This is a genomic window from Mesorhizobium sp. M0437, assembly GCF_040321335.1.
GTDB lineage: Bacteria > Pseudomonadota > Alphaproteobacteria > Rhizobiales > Rhizobiaceae > Mesorhizobium.
The window spans coordinates 1-1,107 of sequence record NZ_JAMYRK010000224.1 but is presented as its reverse complement, the minus strand read 5'-3'; the positions used below and the strand labels follow the sequence as shown (position 1 = coordinate 1,107).

The 1,107-nt window shown below is 59.1% G+C and carries 1 protein-coding gene and 1 pseudogene; both read left to right on the top strand.

The features are described 5' to 3' along the window. A partial coding sequence (locus NKI72_RS35120; RefSeq protein ID WP_352852267.1) for a hypothetical protein occupies positions 1-223 on the top strand: 223 nt, incomplete at its 5' end. Between the two features lie 334 nt (positions 224-557). Beyond that, positions 558-1,107 (top strand): annotated as a pseudogene (locus NKI72_RS35115) (hypothetical protein); the annotation flags it as partial.

The following is a 1,107-nucleotide window of genomic DNA, read 5'->3' as shown; positions in this document are numbered from 1 at the left end:
CACCGCACTCGTCCGGCTTGAGCGGGTGACGTGGTCCGGGGAGGACGGGCCTGGACGTATCGCCATGACCTGCGTCGAGAGCCTTTTCCTTGGCGATCGGCATGAAGTCATTTTCGAAAGCAATGACCTGACAATCCGGACCTATTCCCGGGACGCCCTTCCGTCCGGCCAATACTATGTCGAGTTCCCGTTCGAGGATCTGATGGTCTTCGCGGCGGAATGAACTTCGGCTTCACTACGAAGAGGATCATTCTTGCCAACCGGCATAAACATCCTCGAGCGGCTGACCTGCCATCGGTAATTTCCTCCATCTGAGATTAAAGTCCGGCCTCGATTGAAGGGCGGACTGATGAAGAGAATGCGGTTTACGCAAGAGCTGATCATCGCGGTCCTGCGTGAGCATGAGGCGGGGCAAAAGCGGGCGACCTGGCGCGCAAGCATGGGATCTGCGAGGCGGTTAGCCTTACACACGTGTCGAAGGCGTGTTCGCTTGCGCATCACCGGGTATCAAAGCTAATGAAACCCGGAGAGGACTTGGCTGCTTCTGCAGGTGAAAAGTGCTGACTTTCTCATGGTTCTATCTCGCGTCGTGCCTGCTTGCGCTTATAGCGCTCGTCGCCGTTCTCGAACTCGGACTGCTTCCGGCACTGCTTTCGGGCCTTCTCGTGTTCAACATCGTTCATTTCGCCGCACCGATGCTCCATCGAATCGGCGTCTCCAACAGCCTGACGAAAAGCCTTGCGCTGACCTTGGTGGCATTGATCTTCACTCTCCTGGTAGCCGCCGCTATCTTTAGCGGCATGTCGCAATTGACTGGCGGTTCGGAGAACGTCGTGACGCTCCTCAAGAAGATGGCCGAGATCATCGATACCGCGCGCGTCCATCTCCCATCCTGGGCGATGGCCTATTTTCCGTCGAACATCGAGGAACTGGAAGTCTTCGCGGCCCGGTGGCTCCGCGAACATGCCGGCCAGCTTCAACTCGTTGGGCGGGATGTTGGCGTCCTGGTGGTCCACATTGTCGTCGGCATGGTGATCGGCGGCTTGATCGCGGTGAGCTCGGCGGCGCCATCGCGCGAGCCCGGCCCACTGGCGGTCGCGCTGGCGG